Source organism: Paenibacillus sp. FSL R5-0623 (assembly GCF_037974265.1).
Lineage (GTDB): Bacteria > Bacillota > Bacilli > Paenibacillales > Paenibacillaceae > Paenibacillus.
In genome coordinates this window covers 5,805,134-5,826,046 of record NZ_CP150233.1, presented here as the reverse complement: position 1 = coordinate 5,826,046, position 20,913 = coordinate 5,805,134, and the positions used below count along the sequence as shown (strand labels likewise).

The 20,913-nt window shown below is 47.3% G+C and carries 23 protein-coding genes; 22 read left to right on the top strand and 1 reads right to left on the bottom strand.

Annotated elements, in window-relative coordinates; all coding sequences use genetic code 11:
- Positions 1-94 precede the first annotated feature (94 nt).
- From yyaC to MKY92_RS25660, 5 genes are all read left to right on the top strand, one after another.
- Positions 95-652 (top strand): spore protease YyaC, encoded by a 558-nt coding sequence (gene yyaC / locus MKY92_RS25680; protein WP_339298117.1) that lies wholly within the window; start codon positions 95-97, stop codon positions 650-652.
- Positions 653-712: 60 nt separating this feature from the next.
- A complete protein-coding gene (locus MKY92_RS25675; protein WP_339298116.1) occupies positions 713-1,504 on the top strand; it encodes an alpha/beta hydrolase in 792 nt (263 codons plus the stop codon).
- 271 nt (positions 1,505-1,775) lie between these two features.
- Complete coding sequence (locus MKY92_RS25670) at positions 1,776-2,480, top strand: DUF6483 family protein (RefSeq protein WP_339298115.1); 705 nt, start codon at positions 1,776-1,778, stop codon at positions 2,478-2,480.
- Between the two features lie 95 nt (positions 2,481-2,575).
- Positions 2,576-3,823: an SAM-dependent methyltransferase gene (locus MKY92_RS25665; protein ID WP_339298114.1), complete on the top strand. Its 1,248-nt coding sequence runs from the start codon at positions 2,576-2,578 to the stop codon at positions 3,821-3,823.
- Between the two features lie 187 nt (positions 3,824-4,010).
- Positions 4,011-6,485, top strand: a complete 2,475-nt coding sequence (locus MKY92_RS25660) for an O-antigen ligase family protein (protein WP_339298113.1) — start codon at positions 4,011-4,013, stop codon at positions 6,483-6,485.
- A gap of 59 nt (positions 6,486-6,544) precedes the next feature.
- Here MKY92_RS25660 and MKY92_RS25655 read toward each other — a convergent pair whose 3' ends face one another.
- A complete protein-coding gene (locus MKY92_RS25655) occupies positions 6,545-6,892 on the bottom strand; it encodes a dehydrogenase (protein WP_074096436.1) in 348 nt (115 codons plus the stop codon).
- A 160-nt stretch (positions 6,893-7,052) separates the two neighbouring features.
- Here MKY92_RS25655 and MKY92_RS25650 point away from each other — a divergent pair, with 160 nt between their 5' ends.
- The 17 genes from MKY92_RS25650 to MKY92_RS25570 all read left to right on the top strand — a co-directional run bounded on the left by MKY92_RS25650 (position 7,053) and on the right by MKY92_RS25570 (position 20,819).
- Positions 7,053-7,667, top strand: coding sequence for a DedA family protein (locus MKY92_RS25650; RefSeq protein WP_100529811.1), 615 nt, complete (start codon positions 7,053-7,055; stop codon positions 7,665-7,667).
- A gap of 2 nt (positions 7,668-7,669) precedes the next feature.
- Entirely contained in the window at positions 7,670-8,239 is a 570-nt protein-coding gene (locus MKY92_RS25645; protein WP_339298112.1) for a thioredoxin family protein, read from the top strand.
- 6 nt (positions 8,240-8,245) lie between these two features.
- A complete protein-coding gene (locus MKY92_RS25640; RefSeq protein ID WP_036607016.1) occupies positions 8,246-8,878 on the top strand; it encodes an MBL fold metallo-hydrolase in 633 nt (210 codons plus the stop codon).
- Positions 8,879-9,464: 586 nt separating this feature from the next.
- Positions 9,465-9,731 (top strand): hypothetical protein, encoded by a 267-nt coding sequence (locus tag MKY92_RS25635; protein ID WP_339298111.1) that lies wholly within the window; start codon positions 9,465-9,467, stop codon positions 9,729-9,731.
- A 101-nt stretch (positions 9,732-9,832) separates the two neighbouring features.
- Positions 9,833-10,363: an RNA polymerase sigma factor SigY gene (gene sigY / locus MKY92_RS25630; RefSeq protein WP_339298110.1), complete on the top strand. Its 531-nt coding sequence runs from the start codon at positions 9,833-9,835 to the stop codon at positions 10,361-10,363.
- 2 nt (positions 10,364-10,365) lie between these two features.
- Positions 10,366-10,701 (top strand): YxlC family protein, encoded by a 336-nt coding sequence (locus tag MKY92_RS25625; RefSeq protein WP_339298109.1) that lies wholly within the window; start codon positions 10,366-10,368, stop codon positions 10,699-10,701.
- Positions 10,694-10,924, top strand: a complete 231-nt coding sequence (locus MKY92_RS25620; RefSeq protein ID WP_339298108.1) for a sigmaY antisigma factor component — start codon at positions 10,694-10,696, stop codon at positions 10,922-10,924. The genes MKY92_RS25625 and MKY92_RS25620 overlap by 8 nt, the downstream gene beginning before the upstream one ends.
- 130 nt (positions 10,925-11,054) lie before the next feature.
- Positions 11,055-11,438, top strand: a complete 384-nt coding sequence (locus MKY92_RS25615; protein WP_017692297.1) for a hypothetical protein — start codon at positions 11,055-11,057, stop codon at positions 11,436-11,438.
- Between the two features lie 205 nt (positions 11,439-11,643).
- Entirely contained in the window at positions 11,644-11,931 is a 288-nt protein-coding gene (gene gatC / locus MKY92_RS25610) for an Asp-tRNA(Asn)/Glu-tRNA(Gln) amidotransferase subunit GatC (RefSeq protein WP_036607033.1), read from the top strand.
- A gap of 27 nt (positions 11,932-11,958) precedes the next feature.
- The gene (gatA, locus tag MKY92_RS25605; protein WP_036667997.1) at positions 11,959-13,416 is read left to right on the top strand and encodes an Asp-tRNA(Asn)/Glu-tRNA(Gln) amidotransferase subunit GatA; all 1,458 of its coding nucleotides are present in this window, start codon (positions 11,959-11,961) and stop codon (positions 13,414-13,416) included.
- A gap of 26 nt (positions 13,417-13,442) precedes the next feature.
- Positions 13,443-14,882, top strand: a complete 1,440-nt coding sequence (gatB, locus tag MKY92_RS25600) for an Asp-tRNA(Asn)/Glu-tRNA(Gln) amidotransferase subunit GatB (RefSeq protein ID WP_336764717.1) — start codon at positions 13,443-13,445, stop codon at positions 14,880-14,882.
- A gap of 95 nt (positions 14,883-14,977) precedes the next feature.
- Positions 14,978-15,439 (top strand): GNAT family N-acetyltransferase, encoded by a 462-nt coding sequence (locus tag MKY92_RS25595; protein ID WP_339298107.1) that lies wholly within the window; start codon positions 14,978-14,980, stop codon positions 15,437-15,439.
- A gap of 32 nt (positions 15,440-15,471) precedes the next feature.
- A complete protein-coding gene (locus MKY92_RS25590) occupies positions 15,472-16,182 on the top strand; it encodes an MgtC/SapB family protein (RefSeq protein WP_211084372.1) in 711 nt (236 codons plus the stop codon).
- Between the two features lie 147 nt (positions 16,183-16,329).
- Complete coding sequence (locus MKY92_RS25585) at positions 16,330-16,923, top strand: hypothetical protein (protein ID WP_339298106.1); 594 nt, start codon at positions 16,330-16,332, stop codon at positions 16,921-16,923.
- A 26-nt stretch (positions 16,924-16,949) separates the two neighbouring features.
- On the top strand, positions 16,950-18,359 hold the full coding sequence (locus MKY92_RS25580) for a DUF4097 family beta strand repeat-containing protein (protein WP_339298105.1): 1,410 nt from the start codon (positions 16,950-16,952) through the stop codon (positions 18,357-18,359).
- A gap of 167 nt (positions 18,360-18,526) precedes the next feature.
- Positions 18,527-18,949, top strand: a complete 423-nt coding sequence (perR, locus tag MKY92_RS25575; protein WP_026081471.1) for a peroxide-responsive transcriptional repressor PerR — start codon at positions 18,527-18,529, stop codon at positions 18,947-18,949.
- Positions 18,950-19,088: 139 nt separating this feature from the next.
- Entirely contained in the window at positions 19,089-20,819 is a 1,731-nt protein-coding gene (locus tag MKY92_RS25570; protein WP_339298104.1) for a glycosyl hydrolase family 18 protein, read from the top strand.
- Positions 20,820-20,913 lie beyond the last annotated feature (94 nt).

Below are 20,913 nucleotides of genomic sequence, written 5' to 3'. Positions count from 1 at the left end.
CTAATGCTTTTGCGAGGAAACCAAGCATCGGTTACAATGATGGATACAACAACAGGATTTCATGGAAACCTGAGTGTACTGGAGGGAATACAGCTTGGCAGCGTATAAGCGAGAAATGGTTCGCCATCAAGCAAGGGAAGTCCGCAAAGGCGTACCGGCAGAGAATCTGGTCTTATTTTTCAAAAACATCGTTCAACTTCATTCTCCAGCTGAAATCACGTTTGTCTGCATTGGTACGGATCGTTCCACCGGGGATGCTCTGGGTCCACTGACAGGAAGTTTACTGCAAGAGAGTGGAATGGAGAACGTAATTGGCACGCTGTCTTCCCCTTGTGATGCAGATACGCTGGAAAAGAAATTGGCACTTATTCCTGCACACCATGCCATCATAGCGATTGATGCATGTCTGGGTCCCAAGCAGGCCGTAGGTACATACTATCTCTCGAATAACCCACTCATCCCGGCCCAATCGGTCGGAGGTAAGCTACCCCCTGTTGGACAATACAGTGTAGCAGCTGTGGTTAATGCGAATGGACCAAGGCCCTATTCCATTTTGCAGATGACCTCGCTTCACTTCGTCATGGGGATGTCCCGAACGATTGCAGACGCCGCAATTGAAGCATGGAAATGGAGACAAACGTTTCATTCATGATATGTAGGCTTAATAATATACAACCTGAATTATATCATTCGCGCAGAGAGAGGGATTCATATGGAAAAAGTGATGTGTGATGGAACAACGATTTGTTATGCCGAACAAGGTAAGGGAGAAGCACTCATTTTGCTCCACGGATATTGTGGCAGTTCATCGTATTGGGATGAGGTCGTACCTGAACTGGCACGCAGCTATCGCTGTATCGTACCTGATCTGCGTGGACACGGAAAAACAGATGCACCTGTAGGAAGTTATACCATCGAACAGATGGGCAACGATGTATTACAGTTGATGGATGAGTTGAATGTGGAAAAAGCGGTCCTTTTGGGACACTCGATGGGGGGATACATTGCGCTCTCGATTGCACAACGTCACCCGGAGCGTTTGAATGCATTTGGTCTGATCCATTCGACAGCCTATCCGGACAGTGAAGAAGCTAAGGAAAAGCGCCTTCGTGCTGTATCCACCATTCAGACCGAAGGTATCGTAAATTTTGTAGATGGACTGGTTCCCGGACTGTTTGCACCGGAACATGTGGAATCGTTATCTAAGCATGTAACACGTGTGAAGGAAATTGGATACCAGACTGCTCCTCAAGGTGCTGTTGGTGCTGCACTTGCTATGCGAGAACGCCCGGATCGCCGCGATGTGTTATCGGCTACACCTTTACCTGTATTGCTGGTTGCGGGAGAGAAGGATGCTGTTATCCCGCCAGAACGTACATTTACAAGTGACAAGCCACATATCGTGCAAGCCGTGATTGCGGGTGCAGGTCATATGAGCATGTATGAAGCTCCTGAAGAATTAATTCAGGTCTTTAAACAATTCATGGCTGGATTATCAAAATAATTGATGAAGTGATTTATGTTGATTTTATTAAAATATAGTTTGGTTTCTGGATGATTCTACCTCTTGTGGAGGAGGAGTAACCAGTTCCATTCCAACCGTGCCCCTGCCATGTCCCTTTGGGATAGGCAGGGGTTTAGTGTGTTTACAGCCAGAGCAAAGACGTACGTGTCTTGTTTTTGGCTTTTTGTCATGGCATGAATTAAAATAAATATAAAGGAACGATATGAGAACGATTGGATGTATAGGGTCGAAAGATGAGGGGGCATACAGCATGTTCAGAAAAGATTATCTGCTCCGCATGATGGAGGAAATGACTGAAGCAATTGGCAAAGTGTTCACGCTCAAACAGCAGCGTAAGCATACCGAGGCATTGTCTGAGCTGGATGAGCTGATGCGTAGGCAGTTTGGGTTGAACTTATCGCTACTGAACTCGTTGCCAGCAGAGGATGTTATTGAAATGTTCCGTTTTCGCGGAGTTATCGAAGTGGATAATCTGCAGCAAGCCGCCAGGCTGATTGAAGAAGAAGCCTACATTTATCAAGAGAAGGCCAGAGTGGAAGGCATAGATGATCAGGAGAGAATGGACACAGAGGATGAGGCTGTCATTCGATTGATGAGATCACTTCATTTTTACCTGTATGCATTGAATCATGGCGCCAATCCCCAGTTATTGAATGCACCGGAACGGGTTGAGGGTGTATTGGGGCTCACGAAAGAATATGTACTTCCTGCCCGGACTGAAAGACAGCTTGCCCTCTATCGTGAACAACAAGGACGTTACGACCAAGCAGAGAACAGTTGGTACAGATTGCTCCAGCTTGGTGATGAATTCCCGGTGAGCTACCGAGATGATGTACAGGCATTCTATGAAAGGTTGAGCCAACTCACAGATGAACAGCTGGAGCATGGTGGTTTGCCGCGTACCGAAGTTGAAGAGGGGTTAGCTGAACTAAGTCGTCAAGAGATGAACTTCTAAATATGGATAGGATCAAGGCCTGTTACATGCCTTTACTTGGAGAGGGAACGTAATTGTGGTATGGTAACGGTTGACCAAACCAAACCGAAAGTGAGATGTACCCCGTGGATTCATTGCGAAAGCTTATACAAGACATCTTTGAACAGAATTCGCTGATTACAGCGACCTGGAGCCAGCTGCGCAGACGGGACAATGTCTCGTATACCAAAGTGCAAGTCAAGCCGGTGACACTGAAGAATCAGCTGCATTATCAGTTTGCATTCCATTATAACAACAAAGTGCTGCACGAGAATTTGACTCCGGCTGAAGCGGCTGAGCGCATGACTTTGTTATGCGAAGAGACGTTTCGTCAAGGCCTGCTCTGTACGACCGAGGCAGACTATCAAATTTTGATCAGCAAAAAATATAAAGTATCCATTCTGACCAAATCTGCTTCCAAAACTGCGGTGGATCTGTCGCATAATCGCAAGAAGCAATATGTATTGGAAGAGGGAGTACCCGTATCGTTCCTCGTTGAACTTGGCATTATGAACGAAGAAGGTCGAGTGCTGGCCCGCAAGTATGACAAGTTCAGACAGATCAACCGTTTCCTCGAGATGGTGCAGGATGTCATTCCGCATCTACCGGAAGGACGTCCACTGACCATCGTTGACTTTGGTTGTGGCAAGTCTTATCTGACATTTGCGTTATATCATTATCTGTCTGTACAACAACGTCGTTCACTCAAGATTATTGGGTTGGACTTGAAGGCAGATGTCATTGAACACTGTAATGATCTGGCTAATCGATTGCATTATGGCGATCTGAAGTTTCTGGTTGGAGACATCGCGGACTACGATGAATTGAATGAAGTGGATATGGTTGTCACGTTGCATGCCTGTGATACAGCTACCGATGCTGCTTTGGAGAAGGCAGTTCGTTGGGGGGCTTCTGTTATTCTGTCTGTTCCTTGCTGTCAGCATGAACTGTTTGATCAAGTAGAGGCCTCCGTGATGAATCCATTGTTGTCCCATGGCATCCTCAAGGAACGTTTTTCCGCACTGGCTACGGATGGGATTCGTGCCAAGTTGCTTGATCTGATGGGATACAAGACACAATTGCTTGAATTCATCGATATGGAGAATACGCCTAAAAACATATTGATTCGTGCTGTTCGCGGTCAGGCCGGCGAAGTGACGGAGATGTGGAATGAATATACGGCTTTTCGTGATTTCATTCATGCCGATCCATATTTGGAGCGGGCTTGTGCGGATTTGCTTCCTGGCGATAGCAAGCAGGCCGACGGGAAATCAAAATCGAGCAAAGAAACCGTTCAAGATTCCGCAAATTGCGACCTTTGCTGAGTGTGCCAATGACAATCCAGGGACATACTGCAACTAGGGTCTCTGAATTTAAAATGATATTCAATGCACATACTTCGTAGCAAGCAACATCATAACTGTCAGATGTATATCAGGCAGAAGGACCCGTTATCGGGATCTTCTGTCTTTTTGTTATGCATATGGAGCGGTGGAAGGAAGGAGGGTGGAGATGAAGAATAGGACAATGGATAAGGGAGTTGTAAGGAATACAGAATATGTAGATAACAGGGACTTATGTAATGGGGACAATAGAGGAAGTAAAGACAGTAGGGACAGTACATATAATAGGGAAGATACATACAACAAAGATGATACGTATAAAAAAGATGATAAAAATGATCCAAATGGAGCTATCCAGACCGCTGCGTCAGGGAGTTTTTCTCAAAGTTTGAGGTGTAAACGTTATTCAGGATCTGGGTGGACTGTTGGGTTGGGCATGCTCTCCATTGTCTTGCTGCTTGGAGGATGTCTGAGTCGGGGATTGTATTATTCAGCGGATCTGTACCCTATCCTTTTGATCGCAGCAGGAAGCATATTGATCATGTTTTTTCTTTTCCTTGTAGGTATTCGTCCACAGAAGGCGAGTGAACGAATCGTTGAAACAATATTTCGATTTCCGGGAATGTGGCGGGTATTGTGGCCGCTGGGGATGATGACCTGGTTTGGGCTACATGCATGGGCAGGCTCGGTGAGTAAACAGGGCAGCATGAATGAAATGCTGCGGTGGAGCCTGCTTGCGATGTTTACGCTGCTCACTGCAATACTGGCTGCGCGCACGGATGGTGCGCGTTGGTTAGCCTGCGGTTGGCAGATGGCAGGCGGCTTGCTTGTGCTAAGCGGCATCCTTGCCGTGTGCGGGATATTGCCGCTGCCCTTCGGGGTGATGCGGACTGCTGACCCCGAGATCAGCTCCGCCGGAGCAAGGCTCGGCGGATTATTGCAGTACCCGAATGCGTACGGTGCCGTTGTTGGCATGTACGCATTGGAGCGGCTGACAGCCGCCGCGCGAGTCATAGCCCGGCCTGTGCCGGCCGGGCGACTCATCGCGGCAGTGCTGCCGCTCATGCCCGCGCAAGCCGCGCTCCTGCTGAGCGAGTCGCGCGGCGCTTGGCTGGCGACCGGCTGCGCTGCGGTCGCCGCCTTTGCTTTGCAGCGGCGCGGTGCCCGCTTGCCGCTGCTGCTGGCCACGGCCGCGCCACTGGCGTGCGCGGCCTGGCTGTACCGCCAGCTGGCTGCTGCCCAGCTGGCGCCTGCACCCGTGCCCGGCCTGCTGGCACTGGCCGGGGCATGGGCAGCTGCGCTGCTCGGCACGCTGCTGCTGTGCCGTCTATGGCACAGCGCCGCCGCCAAGGCTCCGCGCGCCGCTGCTTTGACGGCCATCGTGCTGGCGGGAGCCGCCGCCGCACTGATGGCCGTGGCCTCCACCGCCGATCGCCTCGCGGCGGGTGTCGGCACTGGGGTGTCCCGCCTACAGATGTGGCGGGACGCCCTCCAGCTGTGGGCCGAGGCCGCATGGCTTGGCCACGGGGGAGATACATGGCGCAACATGTTTCGCGCCATTCAATCCTCGCCTTATGTCGGAGGCGAGGTCCACAACGGCCTGCTCGATCTCGCCCTGGACACGGGCATGATCGGCATCCTGCTTGTCGCAGGGTGGTTTCTCCTCACCCTGCGAAGCATCTTTCATTTTGCACCACAGCTCATGCCATCCGTGCTTGTTTTTGGCCTGCATGGGGCGATGGATTTTGACTGGAGCTTTACATTATTTTGGATGCTTTTCATCTGGCTTGGTGCTTGGGCAACTGCAATGAAGACGGAAACAGAAGGGGTCCAGCGATCCGGCGTAACTGTGGAATACACTCCCTCCAGATCCAAATTGAGATCCAAATCGAGATCTAAATTCAGATCTCTTTTCTTGCGATATTTACCAACCCAATCTCACCCATCAGCTGTCCCGATGCGTTCCTTCTTTCATATTCTTCAGCGAGTAACTGCTCGACTAATAAGGGTATCCACAGTGATGATCATCCTTTTCTGGATTGGTGGAACAGTATGGTTGACCACCCGATATGCTGTAGCAGAAGTGCAGTACCGTCAGGCGATGTCTGAACCGGATGGCACTCCAGCACAGAAGGTGCATCTTATGGCTGCTTTTCAATCGAATCCGAATCGACCGGATATCGTGATATCCTTTGCACGATCTCTACTGGGACAAGAAGCAGAGTCACTCCTTATGAGCAGCCTGTCCCATTTCCCGATGCAACCTCAGATTTACATCGAACTGGGGCGATTGGCAGCCCAATTCGGCGAAGGACAGCAGGCTGGAGAATATTTTGAACAAGCGATCGCATTGAATCGGTATGATGGCATTAGCCAATCCACGGCTTTGTATTGGATGGAGCAGGCAGCGAGGCGGGAATGGAAGGCAGGATATAGAGATCGAGCCCGACAGACTGCCGCCGCTGGTGTCCGGATGTATGAACGGTATCAACTGCTGGCTGAGGAAGTGGAAGGAGGAGACGTTCGTAATGATCGTCGTTTTGTAATGGAAAAACATGCTCCAGGCTATGGAGAGAACCTGCGCAGGCTTGCTTCGGCTTCTTCTCCTCTCTTTACTCCAGAGTTGACCAAGCGGAGTCCTTGAATCACTGCTGGATCTTGACGTGATTTGAAGACACAGCTACCTGACTCATTGCTGCATTCCTACAGACGATACCCGCCAAATGCATGCTGAAACGCATCTTTTAATGGTTCAACATCTACTTCCCACATCGCGGCGATCTCTGCACTGACATCCGTGTTCCACCACTCACATAATTTCTTGCGGTTGTCGCGATTCTCCCCAATCCAGAGCAGATTTGTGATCACCTTACCGTAATAATATTCTTCCGCCTGCTTCATCCGTTCGGGAGAGACATATACTTTTAGCCTTTTGGCTGTCCGGTACAATTCCTTGCTGCATGCTCTGCGAATTCCTCTAGCAGAAGGAAGGTTTTGACCGGATTGCGTATGTTTGACCGGCGGAGAACCGGGTATTGACTTGTGTGACATCTTCTCACGCTCCTCTCCCCATACCATATGCGGACTGCTGCGAACGGGACACTATCCCAACCTCGTGAAGTAGCAACGTCCACAGCCCTGTGATAAAATAGGGACGAACATCCATGGTGCGGAGGGGCACCGCCAATCAGGATGGAGAAAGAGGGTTGAGATGGACTTTATTCATAACCTTGTTGGCCAATTGTTCGATTGGATTCAAAGTCTTGGGTACTTTGGAATCATGCTTGGATTAATGTTGGAAGTTATCCCAAGCGAAATTGTGCTGGCGTATGGAGGTTTTCTCGTTTCACAAGGTAATATCAACTTCTTCGGTGCTATGATTTTTGGTACGGTGGGCGGTGTGATTGCCCAGTTATTTATTTACTGGATTGGCCGTTATGGCGGCAGACCTGTACTTGAACGCTACGGTAAATACATACTCATCCAGAAAAAACACATCGACCATTCCGAGGAGTGGTTTCGCAAGTATGGTACAGGTGTCATTTTCACAGCGCGTTTTGTTCCGGTAGTAAGACATGCGATCTCCATCCCGGCTGGCATCACGAAAATGCACACAGGCAAATTCATCTTGCTTACTACACTCGCTGTTATACCTTGGACTGCATTGTTTATATATTTAGGGATGATTCTTGGAGATCAATGGGAGCATATTGATGAGAAAGCGGCACCATATGTTATGCCTATTTTGCTTGTCGCTCTCGCCCTTATGATCGTTTATGTACTTATTAAATGGATGAATGTTCGTAAAAAGAAAGGAAGTGTCTAGTCATGGGTAAACCCAACTTGTCTCACAAATTCGGTAAAGGTCTGCCACCCAAAGATTTTATCGAGAGTATGACCAAGAACCAAAGTGAATTCCAGGCCAATTATGATAGCTTTACTTGGTCGAACGAAGAGGATCGTGAGTTTTTTGAGAGTCTGAACCATCGCGATGATCTGCGTGTGTTAATTCTGGCTGCTGACTGGTGCGGGGATGTTGTCCGTAATATTCCGGTTGTGTTCCAGGCGCTTGAAATTTCAGGAATCCCAACAGAAGTTCTGATTATGGAGAACCATCCGGAAGTGATGGATGAGTTCCTGACGATGGGTGGCCGTTCCGTGCCAGTCGTTATTTTTGCAGATACAGGTGGTCATGTGTTAGGTCAGTGGGGACCTCGTCCGCAGCATGTACAGGAAGTCATGATTGAATTCAAACGCCTTAATCCGGATCGTGAAGCAGCAGATTATCAAGAAAATTTGGCTGTAGCGCGTCAAGAGATTGGTAAACGTTATGGGAAAGGAACGGAGTCACATGCGGCCATTATCCGTGAGCTGCGTGAACTGATTTCGGGTTACTAAGCCGATATGCTTAACATTCGTACGTTTACACTAGGCCCGCTTCAGACCAATGCGTATCTCCTACAAGGAGATGATCCGGGCAAAGCCGTCATTATCGATCCAGGCATGAATCCAGGGCCGCTGCTTAAGGCGATTCAAGACTTGGAGATTGAAGCCATTCTCCTCACTCATGCTCACTTTGATCATATGGGCGGGGTAGATGAGATCCGTAAATTGAAGGGATGTCCCGTGTATCTTCATGACTTGGAGAGCGACTGGCTCACCACCCCAAAATTAAATGGATCTTTGAACTGGCCGCAGGCGACACCACCCCTTTCGACAGACCCTGCTGAATATGCCATGGACGAAGGGCAGAAGCTGAATCTGATTGGTCATACGTTTAAAGTGTTCCATACACCTGGACATTCACCAGGCAGTGTAAGTTTGCTTTGTGATAACGACCTGTTTGCCGGTGATGTGCTGTTCCGCATGGGTGTGGGCAGAACGGACCTGACAGGAGGGCGTGAGCGGGATCTGATTGATTCAATCCAGAACAAGCTTTACACCTTTGCTGATGAAGTGAAAGTATATCCAGGTCATGGTCCCAAAACGACCATTGGTTATGAGAAACAGAACAATCCTTACGTGTCCGCAAGATAATCCGACATGATATGTGAAGAAAGTCTGGACAAGTGACAACTTTTTCATTAGAATAGCAATTAGTTGTTACAAGCGTTAAGGCATCATCTAACTGAAGCATCACCAAGAAACACCCAACCTCGCGAAGCACGCAGACTGTGGTCTATACCCGGTTTGCGTTCTTTTTTTGTTTTCAGCCCCTTTTTATCGCAGAATCAGCCTTTTTTTACGCTACATAGAGATGCAAGATGCGCTTCATCACAAGCCAGTTTGAGACCAATAGCAAGATAGCAGCAAGTACAGATTGATTTAGAAAAAATAAATTTTAAAAATAGTATATAAGTTGAACTAATCATTTACATGATAATGGAGAGGACAGAAAAAACTGAAAAAGCGAAGCTACAAGCTTTCTGCAAGAAAGCTACTTCGAAAGCATACACTTCGCCCAAAAGCTTTCTGAAAGAAAGCTGCATCGGAAGCATACGCTATCACCGGATTTTCCCTTTAAGAAAAGGGAATCAAAAAATCTGGGGATAACAGCGATTGGAAGGTTATTCTGTCAGCGTAGTGTCAGTGTAAATAATCTTTAGTTCAACTTATATAGATCATGAGAGTGGGGAATATCAAAGTGGAGAAACCAAGAGTTATTCCGTTGAATCAGCGTGTCGAGTATCCGATCATTGAAGAAAACCGTCGTTTATTGGAAAGTGGGAAAAGAGAAACGGGTACTGAGCAAACTTTAATACATAACCCTGGCGTGACCAATGAAGTGATGAAGTCTCAGCAGAACATATGGACAAGCCGTGTTTTAAGAAACGGAGCCCGCAACCAACCGTGGTTCGACAAGCTGCAGGATTACCGGAATCAAGTCTGATTGCCCGGGAAATTGTCGGGTTTAATTTTTTTTGATTTCATTGAACGTTTTTGTGGAGCCTGTCGTATTAACTCCAGATTGAACGGAAAGCAGGTGATTTCATGATAAAGGCAGCTGAGCTGGAAGAGGTACGCAAAGCAGTATCGGGAGACGATAGTGCACTCGCAGCGTTGTTGCAACGTCACTACACGTTTGTGTATAAGTATCTTGTCAAAGTGACAATGGACGCTAACCTCGCAGAAGAGACGGTGCAGGATACGATGATTCGTTGTATGGAAAATATCCATCGATATGATGGCACGTCTGCCTTTTCATCATGGATGATCACCATTGCGACTCGCATCTATATCGATAAGACAAGACGTAAGAAGAGAGAACAGAACTGGCTTGCTCTCATCCGGGATCAGGCTGTACGTCGATTCCGCTGGCAACTTGAGACTCGAAATGAAGAATGGACAGATGTCATGGATGCGATGACAAGACTGACACCCGAACATCGTGTTGCAGTGCTACTGAAGCATTATTATGGATACGGGTATGACGAGATCGGGGAAATGCTGAGTATTCCTGCGGGAACGGTGAAGTCACGCACAGCTTATGGTCTCCGTCAGTTAAGAAAGGAGCTGGAATAAGGATGAGCAGATCAGATGATGCACAGGAACAAGAAGTTGTAGAACGATTGCAGCAACACATGAAAGTGCTGGATGATGCATTTGAGCCGACAAGTATTCCTTCTTTGGGTGTACTTGAAGCCCAAGTCAGGGAACGGAGACAGATTAGACGTCGAGCCAATTGGATCGAGATGATATGTTTCTGGTTGGTTGGATTGTTTGCCATTACCTTCGGGGCATTATTTTTCGTATCTGCTCCAGCTCTATATCTGGGAATCCAGGCTCTTGGTACAGCTGTTGCGGTGATTTTGGCTGTGATCTGGGCCGGACGACGCCGGAAGGAGGTTCATCATGAATAAAATGCATTATTCATTGGATGAGATTTCTCCACTCTGGCTTACATTACTTGGCATTTTTCTCTTGGTTCAGGGCACATGGATCTTTCAGGACGCACGCAGACGTGGACGATTCCCCTGGTTATGGGGATTATGGGGGATCACCGGATTTCCTACGCCGCTCATCATATACTGGTTCGTCGTGATTCGATCACAGCGCAAGCCAGATGGACGAAATCTGAAATAACATTATTTTAAAAATGGAAAAAAAGATTTTGCACAAATATGTTGTTTAATTCTAGTATTCCTAGACATCGTTATTCTTTTCTAGTAGACTATACAAATAATAAAAAGATAGACTACCAGGAGGTTAGACGATGCTGCGATTAGGAGAGAAGGTTGTCATCGTCGCGGATTCGTTTGAGCAGAATCTTCCTGTAGGGGAATATGGTTTCGTCATCGCTTATGACCGGAATCCGGACAATGCGTTCGATTACGTGCTTCGAGTGCCGCAGGTGAACCGGAACTTTTTTGTTCCATCCGGCGACATCGATCTGGAAGAGGTTCTGCTGAAGCAGGAAGCTGAGCGGGTCGAGCGAGAAGCGTTGATAGATTACGCCCTTGCGACACACAATGAGAAACTGTTTCATCATCTGATGAATGGAGATTTTCAAGTTGTGGAAGAGGAAGAAGAACCCGCGAACGATGTTATGTCACAGGCGGATTTTATAAAGCAGGTTAATCTGCGTGCATGGATTTAGCATTTTAAGAGTCGGCTGATGCCGGCTCTTTTTTATTTTATAATTTCGTTTTTAGCTTCCCGGAAGCCTGTGAGGTCATTTGCATTGAATTGTCGAACTATCTCACCTATAATGAAAAAAGTTATCTTGAGACTTTAGCCCGTTAAACGAGCGATTCGTTTCAGGTCGTTTCGGGAATCAGAACGAATGAAGGAGGCATCCGCTAATGAGTATTTCGAATAATGACGTTCAGCATGTGGCCAAGCTGGCCCGGCTCAACTTGACTGCTGAAGAAGAACAGACCCTGACAGGTCAGCTGAACGCGATTTTAAAATATGCAGAAAAGCTGAATGAGCTGGATACGGAAGACATCGAACCCACCACTCACGTTCTGCACGTAAGCAATGTTATGCGTGAAGATGAGACCAAAGAAAGCCTGTCGATTGAACAGGTGATGCGCAATGCACCGGAAGAAGAAGACGGGCAGTTTAAAGTGCCTGCTGTAATGGAATAACGGATAACCGGAAGGAGGACAAAAACAGTGAGTTTATTTGAACAATCGTTGCCTGAGTTACATAACAAGCTACATGCCAAAGAGCTGTCGGTCAGCGATCTGGTGGATCAGGCGTATCAGAACATTGGCGCGCATGATGATAAAGTTAAGGCATATTTGGCACTGGATGAAGAACAAGCGCGCGCTCGTGCACGTCAACTGGATGACCGTCTGGTTAGCGGCGAGGAGAAAGGTTTGCTTTTTGGTCTGCCTGTAGGTATTAAGGATAACATCGTTACGAATGGACTGCGCACGACGTGTGGCAGCCAATTCCTTCGTAATTTCGACCCGGTGTATGACGCGACAGTTGTCGAGAAATTGAAAGCTGCGGACACCGTAACTATTGGTAAACTTAATATGGACGAATTCGCCATGGGCGGCTCCAATGAGAATTCAAGTTTCTCCCCTGTACGTAATCCATGGGCACTGGATCGTGTTCCAGGAGGTTCCAGCGGTGGTTCTGCAGCAGCTGTGGCTGCGGGAGAAGCATACTTCACGCTTGGATCAGATACAGGTGGCTCCATCAGACAGCCTGCTTCGTATTGTGGTGTTGTTGGATTGAAGCCAACGTACGGACTTGTTTCCCGCTTTGGATTGGTTGCATTTGCATCATCCCTGGATCAGATTGGTCCTTTGACGAAAAATGTTGAAGATTCTGCTTATGTATTGCAAGCCATTGCTGGTTATGACGCCAAAGATTCGACATCCGCAAAAGTAGAAATCCCCGATTATTTGAGCGGACTGACAGGTGATGTCAAAGGACTTCGTATTGCTGTTCCGAAAGAATACATCGGTGAAGGCGTCGATCCACAAGTGAAAGAGACAGTTCTGTCTGCATTGAAAGTTCTTGAAGGACTGGGGGCAACATGGGAAGAAGTATCCCTTCCGCATACCGAATATGCGGTGGCTACGTATTACCTGCTGGCTTCTTCAGAGGCTTCTTCGAACCTGGCTCGATTTGATGGTGTACGTTATGGCGTACGTGCAGACAATCCGGACAACTTGTTGGATCTGTATCATCAATCCCGCAGTCAAGGCTTTGGTCCCGAAGTGAAACGACGTATCATGCTTGGAACGTATGCACTCAGCTCGGGTTACTATGATGCCTATTATCTGAAAGCACAGAAAGTTCGTACATTGATCAAACAGGATTTCGACAATGTATTTGCCAAATATGATGTGATTATCGGACCAACTGCGCCAACTACGGCGTTCAAACTGGGTTCACAGGTGGATGATCCACTTACGATGTATCTGAACGATATTTTGACGATTCCAGTCAACCTGGCTGGTGTCCCTGCCGTTAGCATTCCATGTGGATTCTCGGATGGATTGCCTGTTGGCCTGCAAATTATCGGTAAAGCCTTTGATGAAACAACCGTATTGCGTGTAGCGCATGCGTTTGAACAAAATACAGAATTCCACAAGCAGCGTCCGCAGCTGTAGACTGCCCGGAACGGAGGAATATAGAAATGTCCGCATCTAAATATGAAACGGTCGTTGGACTTGAAGTCCACGTGGAGTTGCATACAAACTCCAAAATTTTCTGCGGCTGCTCCACAGCTTTTGGAGCTCCGCCGAATACACATACCTGCCCGGTCTGTCTCGGACATCCGGGCGTACTGCCTGTACTGAATCGTCAGGCGGTAGACTACGCTATGAAGGCAGCGATGGCCCTGAATTGTACGATTGCTGATGTCAGCAAGTTTGACCGTAAAAACTACTTTTATCCCGATTCACCCAAAGCCTATCAGATCTCGCAATTCGATCAACCGATCGGTGAGAACGGCTGGATTGATATCGAAGTGAATGGTGAAACGAAACGAATTGGCATCACACGTCTTCACTTGGAAGAAGATGCAGGGAAGCTTACACATATCGATGGCGGATACGCGTCTTTGGTGGACTTCAACCGTGTCGGTACCCCGCTGGTGGAGATTGTATCCGAACCTGAGATTTCTTCTCCGGAAGAAGCGCGTGCGTATCTTGAAAAATTGCGTGCAATCATGCAGTACTGTGATGTGTCGGATGTGAAGATGGAAGAAGGTTCACTGCGTTGTGACGCCAACATCAGTTTGCGTCCACATGGTCAGGAGAAGCTGGGGACAAGAGCCGAGCTGAAAAACATGAACTCCTTCCGTGGTGTGCAGCGTGGTCTGGAATATGAACAGTATCGGCAGGCTGAAATTCTGGATGATGGCGGTGAAGTGGTTCAGGAGACGCGTCGTTGGGACGAAGCTCAAGGAAAAACACTGTCGATGCGTGGCAAGGAACAGGCGCATGACTATCGTTATTTCCCGGACCCGGATCTCGTGAAGCTGCATATTGATGCAGACTGGAAAGAGCGGATCAAGGCTACCATACCTGAGCTTCCGGACGAACGTAAGGCTCGTTACACGGCTGATTACGGATTGCCTAGTTATGATGCAGAGGTTATTACTTCATCGAAAGCTATTGCTGATCTTTTTGAAGATAGCCTGAAATTCACTCAGGATGCAAAATCCGTATCCAACTGGATTATGGGCGACTTACTGGGTTACCTGAATACGAGCAACCTCGAGGTGACTCAGGTTCCACTAACAGGCCAAGGTTTGGGTGAGATGATTGGCTTGCTTGAGAAGGGCACCATTAACAGTAAAATCGCGAAAACCGTATTCAAGGAAATGCTGGAGAGCGGCAAGCTTCCACAGCAGATCGTTGAAGAGAAGGGTCTTGTGCAGATTAGTGATGAAGGTGCCATTCTAGCCATCGTGGAGCAGGTTGTGGCGAACAATCCTCAATCTGTGGAAGATTATAAGGCTGGTAAACAAAAAGCCATTGGCTTCCTTGTTGGTCAGGTTATGAAAGAAAGTAAAGGCAAGGCGAATCCCGCTCTAGCCAACCAACTGCTTGCAGATGTACTGAACCGCTAATCCTTCCGGTGAGGCCGGACAGAAAGAGGCTCGTCCCTGTGACAGCCTCTTTTTGTTATGAAAGATATAAAAGAAATTCGGACGGGGGAACGGATATGAATATTCAATCATTGTCACTAAGTGATCTGGAGACGTTGGGACAGTTATGGAGACTTCAACATGTGGCCTATCGATTGGAAGCTGAAATCATCGGATTTCAGGAGATTCCTCCTTTGATGGATACGATGGAGACACTTCGGGATTGCGGAGAGCACTTTTATGGTGTCCATGATGACGGAGAACTTATCGGGGCTGTCGCTGTAGCGGAGGAAGAGGAGAACACACTGACCATTACACGAATGATGGTGCACCCGGATCACTTTCGCAAGGGAATTGCGGCATCTTTAATGACGTATGTGTTGGAACAGCATGCGGATCTTCCGCGTTATATCGTCTCCACAGGAACGCTGAATCAACCCGCAGTGAATCTGTACACCAAATTTGGTTTTAACCCCGTGGAAGTCACACAGATTGCACCTGGAGTGGAATTAACGACTTTTCACAAGAATAAACTTTAATAATATTAACAACTTGAGGAGGAATACCGACTTTGGGCGATCCCTGGTTCATTGATGAGTGGCACATTTTATTACGATTATTGCTGGCTATGCTGCTTGGAGGGCTCGTAGGCCTGGAGCGGGAACGGTCCAATCATGCTGCCGGTTTGCGTACCCATATCCTGGTATGTCTTGGCTCTGCACTGATTATGATGTTGTCTGTTTATGGCTTTAAAGATTTTGCTAATGAATTAAATGTAAGGATCGATCCAGCGCGTCTGGCTACTGCTGTAATTACTGGTGTCGGATTCCTGGGAGCAGGGACAATTCTCTTTACGGGAAAATCCATTACCGGACTGACTACAGCTGCTTCAATCTGGGTTGTTGCAGCCATTGGGCTCGCAGCAGGTGCGGGATTCTTTTTTGCATCGATCGTATCTACCGTCCTGGTATTGCTTAATCTCTGGGTATTTAACAAACTGGAGCTGAGGTATTTACGAGGGAACAAGATGCATGTCGTTACACTTCATACGTTGTCTGAACCTGGTTTTCTCGAACAACTGTCTTCATGTATGGAGCAGGAGAAGATCAAGATCCGTAAAATTACCGTGAATGAACAAGACCTGGCTTATGCAGAGATGGTGTCGGTTGAACGTAAAATTGAGATTGTATTACATGTCCAGGTACCGCATGATTTCCAAACGGTAGGTTTGGTATCCAAGTTAAGACAATGGGAACACGTTACCAAGGTGTCGATCGAATAAATGAATTACAACCCTCCACAGGCCAGTAGTGCCGGAGGGTTTTTGGTCATATCCATATTTCTTCCAGTTACTCTCCTTGCTCTTTAGGGTACTATCTAACCAAATGCATGAAGAGCGGAAGGTCAGATCAGAAGAGAGGAGTATGTTATGAAACGGAGACGTCAATTGAACAAAAAGACCCATGCAGTTCAGACCAAACCGGTGAGAAATCGGGCTCACAAGTTTATTGCGGGATTACTGAGTGCCATTATCCCTGGGCTGGGTCATATTTATCTGAGATTGTACATGAGAGGTTTGACCTTTATGCTGCTTGTTTTGCTTGATCTGTCAGCAGTATTGTACTTCTCATCCATTGGAATACAGATCAATGTGCCATTGCTCATCTTGCTGGCTTTGTGTATCCCGGTTATTTACTTTTACAATGTATATGATGTGTTGCAATCTGCAGATTGGGTCATGATGCGCAGACGTAGAGCAGTGACCCAGGCAACTCCGGACAAGCCGATAACCAATGAACGTTCTACAAGAGATGCAATGATGGTCTGGGAGAGAGGCATATCGTTTGGATTACTTCTGATTGTGGGAGGGTCTTTGATGGTGCTGTTTTTCCGCAAACCACGTTGGTTTCAAGAGATTCTCGCCATGTACGGTGGATATTCATTTGCGGTTCTCATGATCGTAGGCGGTTTGCTATTGTTTGGTCGTGAGTTCTGGGTGATGTTGAACAAGAAAAAAATGTAGTGGAAATGATACGAGGAGGGAACGTGATGAACCGTAAAGTCCGGGTTGGCCGCTATACGGCTGCCGCCTTAATCATAGCGGTCGGTGTGCTGTTGATTTTGGATAAACGGTGGGGAACTGACTTTGTATATGAGATGGTGGACTGGTGGCCATTTTTGCTCGTTGTTTTAGGTGTTGAATATATTGTGCTGTTCCTGTGGACACGCAGAAGAAACAAGGTGCAATCGGATAACCCGAGCAATCCTGATGAGCAAATCAAAGTACGTTTCAGACCCGATGCCAAAGGCATTCTAACCTCACTGATTTTGGCAGCTTCCGTATTTATCGTCACCGAGCAGGATCATTACATGCACTTATGGAATAGAGTGAGTCTAAATCTCGGAGCGGCATCCATGGACTATAGTCAAGCGGCAGGATATATGGAGGATAAGGGCACGATTCGTGTACCTGTTCGCATGGATACGTCAGACCTGGTGGTTGAAGGTGTCAACGGAGATATCTCGGTACAACGCGGAGATACGGATGAGATTGAAGTACGGACGGTGATCTGGGTAGATCAGACGACGGAAGTACAGGCAAAGGCCGTTGCAGCAGCCTCTTTTGTAGAGGCCGATGGTACAAAAGTGATTTATATCAAAGCTACAGGCAAGACGTATGGAGTCAATGAAAAAACACAGCCGCGTATGAATCTTACCATAACGATCCCGGATGATCGTCGTTTTAATCTGGATATTCGAACTTCCAATGGAGCCATATTATTAAATCGTCCGGAGGCCATTAGTACCATATTGGCCGAAACGGGTAACGGACGTATCCGGATTACCAATGCTGTTGGAGATATCTCCGGGAAAACGTTGAACGGAGATGTCATTGTAGCCAACGCCATAGGTAATGTCGATCTGGACAGTAACCGTGGAGACATGAAGGCTCGCGGTATTTCCGGCGATGTAGATCTTGCTACACAAGTGGGAAGTATCAGTATTGCGGACTCCGTTGGTGAATTCATCGCAGAGACACGCAACGGCAATATTACGCTGGATGGAGCCAATCTGGGAATCAAAGCCCAATCACTTAATGGCAGTATTAACATCGTATCTACCAAAGTCGGAGGGGACTGGGATGTGTACAGTGCGGTGGGAGCCATTAACGTATTACTTCCTGATCGTGGAGACTACAGTCTTGTGGGTTCCAGCAGTTATGGAGATCTGAGTACGGATCTGCCGTTCAAAGTACAGAATAAAACCATAGAAGGCCAGCTCGGTGAGGGCGAGTACAGGGTGAAAATCGAAGGCAACAGCGATCTCACCATTCAGAGTAACCCGGCTGTATCTACGCCTGAAACAGTTACACCTGATTCTGAAGATACGGCTGAGAATCTGGAACAGACAACCGAAGACGGAGCAAATTCCCAGGAGGATTCTACAGAGGTTCCTTGACTGCCGCGTTGACAATAAACTTGTAATCGCCGTACAATAAATGTACACTGGCAAGATTACACGGCATGAAAGATGGATTGTCGTTCTTAATGGCCGGGAATCAACTCTGAGCGAGGAGACAGTAACTTACTCTTCACCAGAGAATGAAAGGTAAGGCGGTGGGTTTTATGGCAACACGTGTCCAACATGCGTTGGAGCATCTGAAAACGACCGGTGTCCGTATTACACCCCAGCGTCATGCCATATTGAACTATCTGATGGAATCCATGGGGCATCCGACAGCCGATGAAATTTACCGAGCCCTTGAACCCCAATTTCCCAGTATGAGCGTGGCAACGGTATATAATAATTTGAAGATGTTTCTGGAAGCTGGCATGGTCCGGGAATTGACATACGGAGATAATTCAAGTCGCTTCGATGCCAATGTGACGGATCATTATCATGTTATCTGTGATCAATGCGGCAAGATTGAAGACTTCAGCTATCCTTCACTCAAAAGTGTAGAGCTTCAGGCGGAGTCTAGTACAGGATTCGAAGTACACGGTCACCGATTGGAAGTATATGGAGTTTGTAAAAGTTGCAGGGATTAAGAGAGTTGAATTACAATATTAACGTGCAGAATTCAGTATGGATTCTTCACGTTTTTTTTTAGCATTTATGCAAAATGCTCATTTTATAACAACTTATGCGCACATCCTTATGATCAGCATAATTAACGGAGGTAGACGTTTGGGTAGAAAAAGCAGATATACACGTCAGAAGCGACGTTCATTTTGGCCCGGTTTTCTAGGGGCTTGTCTGATCGCCGGGGGGGCTTACTGGCTTATAACAAATGTATGGTTGAATCAGACCCATGAAGACCCCGACTGGGTAGGAAGAAGCCAGCCTATTTTTGTAGATGGCCAACTGATGGATGGAGACGCTCTGGGTACAGGAGATCAACTCAAGTTGCCTGTAGATGTGCTGCAAGAAGCGATTGATGCAGGCATACGTTATGAATCAGAATCGGGAGATATCATCATTGCCTCTCCTCAGCGAGTCCTTCATATGAAAGATGGAAGCACACAAGCAGAACTTAATCACAAAAATTATCCTATGACAGTTAAGCCTGAGGTTAAGGACGGAGAAGCCTATATTCCGCTCAAACCTTTGAAAGAAGTATATGGCATAACCGTACAGGAAGATTCAGTAACAGGTGCTGTGCTGCTGATGCGTGGTGGAGACATGATACAGTATGCAGAGATTGATACGTTATCATCCAAAGCCGACAAAACGGTGCCGTTATATAAACGTGGGGGAGAATCCTCACCAATCATTGCCGATATGGAAAAGGATGCACGGGTACGTGTATGGCAGACGGGTGATAAACAGAGTTTTGTTCAACTCGATAATGGATATGCCGGATATGTAGATAATGATTATATCGTCCTCACCGAGAAAAAGAAGGTGGACTTGCCCAAATATACGCTGACTGCAGCAGAGAAGAAGTGGCAGAATAAACCGGTAAATCTGGTTTGGGAGGCCGTGTACAATCGTCAGCCTGATGTGGGCTCTATCGGTAAAATGTCTGGTGTGAATGTGGTCAGCCCTACATGGTTTCATATTACGGATGGACAAGGCACTGTGAAAAGCAAGGGAAACCAAGCTTACGTGAACTGGGCTCACCGTTCGGGTATGGAAGTATGGGGACTCATGGATAACAGCTTTGATCCGGACGTTACAAAAGAAGCTGTAGCTTCTTACGAGACACGCACTCATATTATTGAGCAGATGTTAGAGTATGCACAGACGTATCAATTGGATGGTATCAACATCGACTTTGAGAACGTGTATACCGATGACGGGCCGAATATTACGCAGTTTGTGCGCGAGATCAAGGCGATGGCTCGTATACATGGATTGATGTTATCAATCGATGTAACACCAAAATCGAACAGTGAGATGTGGTCTGCCTTTCTGGATCGCCGTGCATTAGGTTCTTTTGCAGACTATGTTATTGTGATGGCTTATGATGAACATTGGGCGGCCAGTCCCAAGGCAGGTTCGGTAGCATCTCTGCCTTGGACCGAGGCTTCCATGAGACGCATACTTGAGGAGGATGAAGTCCCTTCTAACAAGTTGATCATGGCGGTTCCGCTCTATACCCGGATATGGACGGAAGAGAAGAATGATCAGGGTGAGGTTAAAGTATCTTCCAAAGCAGTGGGCATGAATACCATTGTGGAGCTGATCCAAGAGAAGAAACTCAAACCTGAACTGGATCAGGCAAGTGGACAGAACTATGTGGAATATAAGGAAGACGGAGCCACCAAGAAAATATGGATCGAAGATGCCGTGTCCCTTCAGGCGCGTGTGGACTTGATTGCTTCGCTGAAGCTGGGCGGAGTGGCTGCGTGGAATCGGAGTTTTGCTAATGCCTCTGCATGGGAGGTATTGAAGCAGGCCGGTTACCAGAAATAATTTACTCATGCTTCGTGTTCGACGGATCGCTTCTCTTGTTTTGCTTTGCAAAAGTCAGAAGTTGCTCCCGTCTGATACCATCTTACATGTAATC